General features: G+C 50.0%; 11 protein-coding genes and 1 tRNA gene. 9 read left to right on the top strand and 3 right to left on the bottom strand.

Annotated elements, in window-relative coordinates; genetic code table 11:
• The first annotated feature begins 184 nt into the window (after positions 1 to 184).
• Both KK062_RS30875 and KK062_RS29585 read left to right on the top strand, forming a co-directional pair.
• Positions 185 to 313, top strand: coding sequence for a hypothetical protein (locus tag KK062_RS30875; RefSeq protein ID WP_262899348.1), 129 nt, complete (start codon positions 185 to 187; stop codon positions 311 to 313).
• A gap of 14 nt (positions 314 to 327) precedes the next feature.
• Positions 328 to 954, top strand: coding sequence for a P-loop NTPase family protein (locus KK062_RS29585; RefSeq protein ID WP_254088007.1), 627 nt, complete (start codon positions 328 to 330; stop codon positions 952 to 954).
• A 555-nt stretch (positions 955 to 1,509) separates the two neighbouring features.
• Here the strand turns inward: KK062_RS29585 and KK062_RS29580 are convergent.
• Positions 1,510 to 1,710, bottom strand: a complete 201-nt coding sequence (locus KK062_RS29580; protein WP_254088006.1) for a hypothetical protein — start codon at positions 1,708 to 1,710, stop codon at positions 1,510 to 1,512.
• Between the two features lie 447 nt (positions 1,711 to 2,157).
• On the opposite strand from KK062_RS29580, the gene KK062_RS29575 reads away from it, so the two are divergent.
• The 5 genes from KK062_RS29575 to KK062_RS29555 all read left to right on the top strand — a co-directional run bounded on the left by KK062_RS29575 (position 2,158) and on the right by KK062_RS29555 (position 4,696).
• Positions 2,158 to 2,919: a hypothetical protein gene (locus KK062_RS29575; RefSeq protein WP_254088005.1), complete on the top strand. Its 762-nt coding sequence runs from the start codon at positions 2,158 to 2,160 to the stop codon at positions 2,917 to 2,919.
• On the top strand, positions 2,919 to 3,317 hold the full coding sequence (locus tag KK062_RS29570; RefSeq protein ID WP_254088004.1) for a DUF5675 family protein: 399 nt from the start codon (positions 2,919 to 2,921) through the stop codon (positions 3,315 to 3,317). Before KK062_RS29575 ends, KK062_RS29570 begins: the two co-directional genes overlap by 1 nt.
• Before the next feature lies 1 nt (position 3,318).
• On the top strand, positions 3,319 to 3,531 hold the full coding sequence (locus KK062_RS29565; RefSeq protein ID WP_254088003.1) for a hypothetical protein: 213 nt from the start codon (positions 3,319 to 3,321) through the stop codon (positions 3,529 to 3,531).
• A gap of 83 nt (positions 3,532 to 3,614) precedes the next feature.
• On the top strand, positions 3,615 to 4,163 hold the full coding sequence (locus KK062_RS29560; protein WP_254088002.1) for a hypothetical protein: 549 nt from the start codon (positions 3,615 to 3,617) through the stop codon (positions 4,161 to 4,163).
• Positions 4,164 to 4,252: 89 nt separating this feature from the next.
• Complete coding sequence (locus KK062_RS29555; RefSeq protein WP_254088001.1) at positions 4,253 to 4,696, top strand: energy transducer TonB; 444 nt, start codon at positions 4,253 to 4,255, stop codon at positions 4,694 to 4,696.
• A gap of 405 nt (positions 4,697 to 5,101) precedes the next feature.
• Here the strand turns inward: KK062_RS29555 and KK062_RS29550 are convergent, their stop codons facing one another.
• Entirely contained in the window at positions 5,102 to 5,947 is an 846-nt protein-coding gene (locus KK062_RS29550) for a putative phage abortive infection protein (RefSeq protein ID WP_254088000.1), read from the bottom strand.
• A 113-nt stretch (positions 5,948 to 6,060) separates the two neighbouring features.
• On the opposite strand from KK062_RS29550, the gene KK062_RS29545 reads away from it, so the two are divergent.
• Positions 6,061 to 6,819 carry a hypothetical protein gene (locus KK062_RS29545; protein WP_254087999.1) on the top strand — a complete coding sequence of 253 codons (759 nt, stop codon included), beginning with the start codon at positions 6,061 to 6,063 and terminating at the stop codon, positions 6,817 to 6,819.
• A gap of 69 nt (positions 6,820 to 6,888) precedes the next feature.
• Here the strand turns inward: KK062_RS29545 and KK062_RS29540 are convergent, their stop codons facing one another.
• On the bottom strand, positions 6,889 to 7,785 hold the full coding sequence (locus KK062_RS29540; protein ID WP_254087998.1) for a glutamate--tRNA ligase family protein: 897 nt from the start codon (positions 7,783 to 7,785) through the stop codon (positions 6,889 to 6,891).
• A 78-nt stretch (positions 7,786 to 7,863) separates the two neighbouring features.
• On the opposite strand from KK062_RS29540, the gene KK062_RS29535 reads away from it, so the two are divergent.
• Positions 7,864 to 7,936: transfer RNA gene (locus KK062_RS29535), tRNA-Asp, on the top strand.

The following is a 7,936-nucleotide window of genomic DNA, read 5'->3' as shown; positions in this document are numbered from 1 at the left end:
CAACGGCTGGGAACGGCGCGACCGCACACCGATACGAGACTGGCAGGCCGTGGCGCGCAGCTGGATCCTCAAAATCGGAGTGTTCGATGAAAAAAATCCGAACACCCAAAAAGGCCCTAAGCCTCACCACCTCGATACCGACAACGATAAAGATTTCCCAGAACCCATATGAAACAGCGTGAGTGTGAGAGCGAGAGCGGAGAAAATACAGGCATTCTGTCCGGCGATTCGCCGCCACCACGAAAACGGTGTGAGCGCGGGCGCGAAGAAAATGCAAACAGTCATGGGCGGCAGTTCCACTGCCGCCATTTAAAAAAATATATACCTATGCAGCCTATCGACTATTCCTGGTGTATCCAATACCTTGAAAAACACGGCCGTCAAACGTTCGGCCTGCACTTCACCATCGACGAAGGTGACTACCCGGTCGTTCACCGACTCATTGCTTACTTTCTTCGCCACGAAGCGGAATCGACGCGGCTTGGCATCGACCTGAACAAAGGCCTGCTTGTCACCGGTCCGGTGGGCTGCGGCAAATCATCTCTCATGACGCTCCTGCGCACCATTCCCCACCCGCCACACCAATTCACGATACGCCCCTGCCGTGACGTCAGCTTCGAGCTGCTGGAGGATGGCTATAAAGTCATTAACCGCTATAGCAAGCTGTCCTATAACAGCCATGGTCCGCGTATCTATTGCTTCGATGACCTGGGCGCGGAGCAAAACCTGAAGTACTTCGGTAATGAGTGCAATGTGATGGCGGAAATACTGCTCAGCCGCTACGAGCTCTTTGTGAGTCAGCACATGCTTACCCATATCACGACCAACCTGCAGGCGACCGAGCTTGAGTCCGGTTACGGCAACCGCGTGCGGTCACGGCTACGGGAACAGTTGAACCTGGTAGCGTTCGCGAAGACTTCGCGGGATAAGCGCGGACAGGTGAAAGCGGTGTGAGGGTGAATGTGAGAGTGAAGAAACCAGCGTGGGCGAAACGCGCACGCTGGTTAAGCCCCCTTTTAGAACGGGAGCTGTGAAACTGAGAACTGAACCCAAAAGACCCGGATAGAAACCTCCCGGAAGGAAGAACGAACGACACACACATTAAAAGGCGTAACAGCCCAACAGAGGTATAAGCCCGCCGAAAGCCACCAGCCACCGACGCGGACACGAAATATATATTTAAACATGGCCATGCTTCAAGGGATCGGGGAGACAGGTGCAAGGGCTGCCAAGAAAAAATACTACCTGGGGGCTGGCGGGAGGGCGTGTGCGGAAGGTGGAGATTTTTTCTTGCGCAGGCGAAGCGAACCCTTGCACCTGTCGGACCGCATGCCCTTAGATTGGGGCATGTTTAGATATATATGGATCAACCGGAAAGGGTTTATAGTCGGTGCGGGCTGGCGGGGTGTATGGTTGTGCAGGTTACGAGTGGGGCCTTGCCAGTCTGAAGACTGGCATTGGGGTAGGTCCAAGTCGCCCTCCCTTCGGTCGGAAGACTTGAACCAGGGCTTAATCATCGTTTAGCAACGTCTCTACATTTTCATGGGTTAGGCCGGTGAAGGTGCAGAAGTCGTCGATGGTTATAAGTTGGCCGGGGCGTTTCCCGACGAATTGCCGGATTCGACGATGAATACGTCCGGCCGTTTTGTAGCAGTAGCCCATGATGCGCTGGATGTCTTTGGGGGTGATTACAACTATCGTTCTTGTCATTTTACTCATACGGCTTTGATAGGGCTTTAGTACGGCTTAAGTAGGGCTTTAGTAGGGAGTATCCGGCTCTTGATTTTTTCTTGTCGCCAAGTACTGCTGCGGTTCCCTTTTTTGCAAGGCTTTGGTTGGTATAATTCCGATTGGTTTTGGTGTACGACATGGGCCGTCGGGGTATATGGGTTACCACGGGTTACGATGTTACCGTTGGGGAGTCTGAAGACTCCCCGCCATGCTGGGCACGAGTCTCCGCCCCGAGACGGGGCTAAGACTCGCGCCAGATGGTAGGAACAGTTGGGAATATATAGGAACATATACGAACCGTTGGGAACATGTGGGAACTGTCGTTATGGTTTGCCTCGGGCTGCCGGTATGTTTGAACCGCTGCAGCACAGAAGGCGAACCGGCCAGCCTGTAACAGGCCGGATACATTTAACAAATTTTACTTTTATGGCTAAACAAAAAGGGATTATTAAGCTGGAGGGTACCCTTGGCGACATCACGTTTGTCAAGACGGCCGACGGCTATATCGCCCGCGAGCGAACCTCGCTGAGCGGTGATCGCATTAAGAACGATGCGTCGTTTCAGCGGACGCGCGAGAATAATTCGGAGTTCGGTCGTGCCGCGCAGACGGGACAGGTTATCCGCACGGCGTTTCGCCCGCTGTACAGTGGCATAGCCGACTCGCGTATGACGGGCCGGTTGACGAAGGAACTGATGCGTGTTCTGCGTACGGACCCGGTCAACCAACGCGGCCAGCGTACGCCGCAAGACGGTGTGCTAGGGCTTTTGCAAGGGTTTAATTTCAGCCGCGATGCGTCGCTGTCGAGCAAGCTGTATGTGCAGTTTGATACGGCGATCGATCGTGCGGCGGGTACCGCGACAGTGTCACTGCCGTTGTTTGCGCCTGGCAAGATGGTCAGCTCGCCAAGTGGCGCCACGCACTTCCGATTGCTGTCGGGGGTGGCACGGATCGACTTCGAGACGGGCGACTATAGCTTGAACCAGGAGCGTTCAGAGGAGATCCTGGTGAATAATCCGGCCGAGGTACAGGTACAGCTGGCGACGGCGTTTGATCCGGGCACGGAGGATGCGTTGTTCCTGGCGTTCGGGATCGAGTTTATGCAGCTGGTGAACGGACAGCAGTATGCTCTTAACGACGGCGGCTATAGTGCGCTCGCCATCGTACAGGTAGATCAACTCGGCGCTTGATGGAGCTGACGCAGGTTCGCACGTATCATCCGCTTGGTACCAACGGCGTCTGGCTGCATGAACAAGACCTGGTATGCTATAGCATTGAATTACCATGGCTCGAGAACATGCACAACGTGTCGTGTATACCGGAAGGGCGGTATGTGTTGCAGAAGCGCTTCACGCAGAAGCGTGGCGAGCACCTGGTGGTGATGGATGTGCCCGAGCGCTCGGGCATTCTGATCCACCCGGCGAATGATGCGCTTGAGCAGTTACGGGGGTGTATTGCCCCCGTAACCACGCTCACCGGTGCGGGGCGCGGGATTCAATCTTGCGCTGCCACGGCCAGGCTGCATGCGCTTGTGTTTGCGGCAATGACGCGTAAAGAACAAGTCTTTTTAACGATTAAATCAAATTAACATGAGTGTATTGGAACGTATGGGGGAACCTACTCCTAAATTCTTTCGCGTGCTCCGCACGATCGGCTTGTCGCTGGTAGCGGCGGGTGGCGCCGTGGTGGCGGCGCCTGTTGTTGTGCCTGCGGTGGTTTTGACCATCGCGGGGTATCTGACGGTGGCCGGAACCGTTATGACGGCGGTCAGTCAGGCGGCGGTGGAAAAGCTTGAGGAGTAGTCGTTGGTGGTCCTCCGATAGTCTTCGGGGGCCATCTTTTTTAAAACTATATACTAACCTATTAATCTAACATTATATCAACTATGCAGAATTTCATTTTTGGAGAAGGTCCGGAGTTTCGGGCGGATTTAGGGGACTACCGGGAAATTAAGGTAAAGGGGCTCGCGGACGAGGTGCATGGTGTACGAATCGAAAGCGGAGAGGTGTGGGATCTGGACCACTTCATTCCCCATGGGTTGGCGCTGGATGGCTTTGTGTTTGTGCGGAAGCAACGCATTGTAGCCGAGCTGAATGTGGACCGGTATGACAAGGTTGATTTTTTGCTTTCCCTGGGGGAAATGCCGGACGTGCCAGAGGTGCTGCCGACGTTAGATCACGATCAGCAGCTGTTTGAGTGGGTGCGCAATGAAGGGATGCTGGTAATGGTGTTTCTACCGGGGCGGCGCGAGTCGATTATGGGGAGAGTCGAGGTTGTAGAGGACGAAAGTTGCCAGCTGCGTTTGGTCAGCGATGAGCTGGAAGTGTCGGAGGATTTATTTGAGTTTGCTTATAACAAGATTCATGTACTGGTGGTGGGGACGCATTTGTTGCGGATGTTTGACAAGTATATTGTGGAGACGGGGCAGGTGTAACATTGGAGGTCGCATTATGAGGCGGTGGTTCCGGGGAGTCGGGACGACCGCCTTTGTTTTTTGGGCTTCGACGAGTAATTTACACGATTATGAAGATCTCTCTTTCATTTTCAAGCGCTTCTGGCATCACATCCAGCTTGGTCGTCATTCTTTGCTTTGCCTCGAGCATTACCTATGCTCAGGACCGGCTGCCGGCGGGATGTGACAGCCTACGGATGGTGGCCGAAGTAATGCCTGTATACAAAAAAGGATTGGAAGACTTTATCCGCGACTTCCGAAAAGACATGAAACTGCCCCACGGATGCCATCCCGATAAGATCGTACTAAAATGTGTTGTCGATAAAACCGGCAAACTTTCAAACATCGAGATCGCGGCGGACAGCACGGACGACAAATGCCGGGAGGGTCTCATTCGCAGCCTGGAGTCGTTGCCCGCCTGGACGCCCGGCCGCCACAAAGGCAAGCCCGTCTGTGTGCGCATGGTCATGCCGATGTATGTGCACTACACGGAGACTACCTGGAACGATGACTAGGGCTGGCCAAACCGTGCCCGAGTAATTCCCGTTTCCCCCGCGCTCCCTCCAACCTGATCCAACACCTGACACAGGGATGTTCCAATCCATATAAGGAGTAGATCATCCGTGGTTCAACCGTGGAACATCTATGGAAGAACGTAGTGGCTGACTCGAAGGATCCCCGGTTTTGAGTGCCACGGTCGCGGGGTATTTTCGTCGCTTGGGCGTCCCATCCGGCACCACCTTCGCGCCATTTCGACATCCTGCCCTCCGGCCAAAACATCGTGTTTCAAACAAACGATTTTTTTCTCAAAACAACCGATCAAAACTGATACAACATGTGATCAGCTGCGGGCTGTGAAGTATGTTGTCCCGCCTGTCTCAATACAACTGTAGAATACACCTTGAACCAGTAACCTGCATTTAAAAGCGAATCCTTTTATCACCATGAAATAAATCTACTTCATCAACATCACGCACTAAATTGTAACTTTTCGCCAACTTACTTAGTTGTCTGCCAGAAAACTCACCTCCTAAATGAATAAAATAATAAACAAACACGAGTTCGTATGTTGATAGTTGTGCCCTCAAAATTTCAAAAAATTCTTCTTTTTGTTTCTCCTGCAATTCTGACTGATGAGTATATCCAATCAAATGTTCCATACTCCTATAATACGGGTCTAAATCGGACTGAAACTTAGTATAGACAAAAGTAAATTCATCCAGTACATCCTCCAAGGCGATTTCTATAGATTCATACTCACTCAAGTTAAGTACAACATCATTGGAAAGACTATAAAGTTTGCGAAATTCTCGCTTCCTTACTCTAAGAATAGCCTTTTCGAATTTTTTGTAATAAGTTCTAAAACAATCCCTTCCAACTGATAAAACTTCACCTTTCCTATTTCTATAGTCCATTAAACTAACATTACTCGCATGCAGATGTAAAAGCTGAAAAAATCTCGCCTCAAATTGAGACGAATAATTTTGATTTAAATTTTCGCGTATCTCATTCTGCTGAAGTAAAACCTGGTACCGTTGTGACAAATATGTAATATAAATAAAAAACATTGATCCTAAAGTCAAAAATGCAGCCACCGGACCACCAACATAATCACCATACTCGTTATATTTTAATGCTTTAATATCGAACCAAATAAGCGGATAAATGGCGAATAAAAAACTAAGTCCCACAAATAGCCACGCCAATGGTCTTAACCTATTGGTTAGTCTGTCTATTGCAAACATCTCCACCTTCAAATCTTTCATTTAAAAGAAATTAAAATTAAAATTACCAAAGATATGTTCTTCATTATTCTATTATATAGAAAAGATAACATATATTCCATATAGCATACACGCTTCAAGAATAAAGACATCTTATGGATTTACTATCCGCATTCAAGTCTGAAAATCAAAGAGAACTTCTGATTATTGTCCTTCCAGGTTCGATTGCAATATGGCCCTACACATACTTAATTATCCGTAAGCTTAATTTCGAACCCGAATCTTTACTATCTGAATGGACATTGATACCGCTAATCCTCATTTTTCTATTTATAAGTTGGGGTGCTGGGTTCTTTCTCGCTGATATTGCAGCAAATATCGAAATACGGCTTGAAAAAATATACTTTACAATCAAAACGACGTCAAAACAGCCAAAAACATACTTCCCATTTTCATTTTTGGACAACTCAACCGTTTTGCTTCGCTTAACATTCGGATGGCTTCTAATACTATTTAATCGTTGGGAAATGTTGTTAGGAGGATTGATCCCCGTTAGAGTTATGGATAAAACAAGCATAAGTCTCCGTGACGAGTTCTATTGTCGATGGAACCAATATTTATCAAATTGCATATTTGACAATGAGCCTATCCTTATCAGATACTATAGGGCCGTATTAAATAGATTCAAGTTTGAACTAACAATAATTGCTGCGGTGGCTGTAATGGTAATAGGGCATTTTTTGCTCTTTCTTATTGGCCCTAGCTATGCAATTGATTGGACTGCAACAGGCACTTACTTCGTCCTACTTACTTCAGGTACTACTTTTCTTTTTATTGAAGCCTTTAAGAGTATAGAACTGCTTGATCACCTAAGAGCGCAAATGATTAGCACTTGCGCTCAAAATGGAAAATAGAGGCGACCAACGGCAATGGCATAATTCCTTGCATCGTACAACATTTCCAACCGTCTAATTGCGCTAATATCAAAGACGCTCACCTAATTCCAGCCAGTTTTCTAATCTATCGATTATACCTGACTTCCGAGCTATCATAGTATACACATCCGCCTTCGTCTTCCCCTCCTTCCTCAAATACTGAATCGAGGTCGCCCCTGCCGACTTCGAAAGCTTATCTCCACCTGGCCCGGTGATCAGGGGATGGTGATAAAAGGTAGTCGCCATGAACTTATTCCGCCCCAGCACACGCGCCAGATACAACTGCGCTAACGTAGATGGCCACAAATCCATCCCCCGGACAATCAGATCGACGCCAAAATGCTCGTCGTCTACAACGGACGCTAACTGATACGCGGGATCGCCATCCTTCTTCCTCACCACAAAATCAGTCTGCTCCCTGGGTAGGCCCTCAACCACAGGCTCCCCCAACGTACGCACCGTCAGCGGCGCATCATTGTCGGTCCGTAACCGCCAGCTAACCTTCACCGCATCAAACGGCACCCCACGTGTACGACAATACCCCGTATACGCCCCGGTAGCATCCGCCTGCTGAATCTTACTTCGCGAGCAATCACAGGCAAACAACGCCTGCTTCTCCCGCAGCTCCGCCAGCGCTGCGCGGTACAACTCCATCCGATGCACCTGCGAGTACTCCCGCTCGAACTCATCAGCATTCCGCGGCCCGTCATGCCAGGGGATCTCCAGGAAGTTCAGCGTATCGAAGATATCCTGGATGTACGCCCGCTGCGTCCGCTGCCGGTCCAGGTCGTCAATACGCAGCAGGATGCGCGCCCCGTGGCGCTGGGCCAGCGTAGCGGTCAAAACGAAGGAATAAATGTTGCCCAGGTGCAGATACCCACTGGGCGTCGGAGCAATACGTGCGCGTAAAAACGGCCTTACCGGCCTGCCTGGAGAAAAATCCATATTTAAAGATCGAAAAAAAGCCGACCGCGATTGACTTATCAAAAACAATTTTTACATTTGCGGCCCTGGAAGTCAAACGGACCGGTAGTTCAGCTGGTTAGAATGCCGCCCTGTCACGGCGGAGGTCGCGGGTTCGAGTCCCGTCCGGTCC

Origin of the sequence: Dawidia cretensis (genome assembly GCF_018598175.1) — a bacterium.
GTDB lineage: Bacteria > Bacteroidota > Bacteroidia > Cytophagales > Cyclobacteriaceae > Ohtaekwangia > Ohtaekwangia cretensis.
This window is presented reverse-complemented; position numbering and strand designations above follow the sequence as displayed.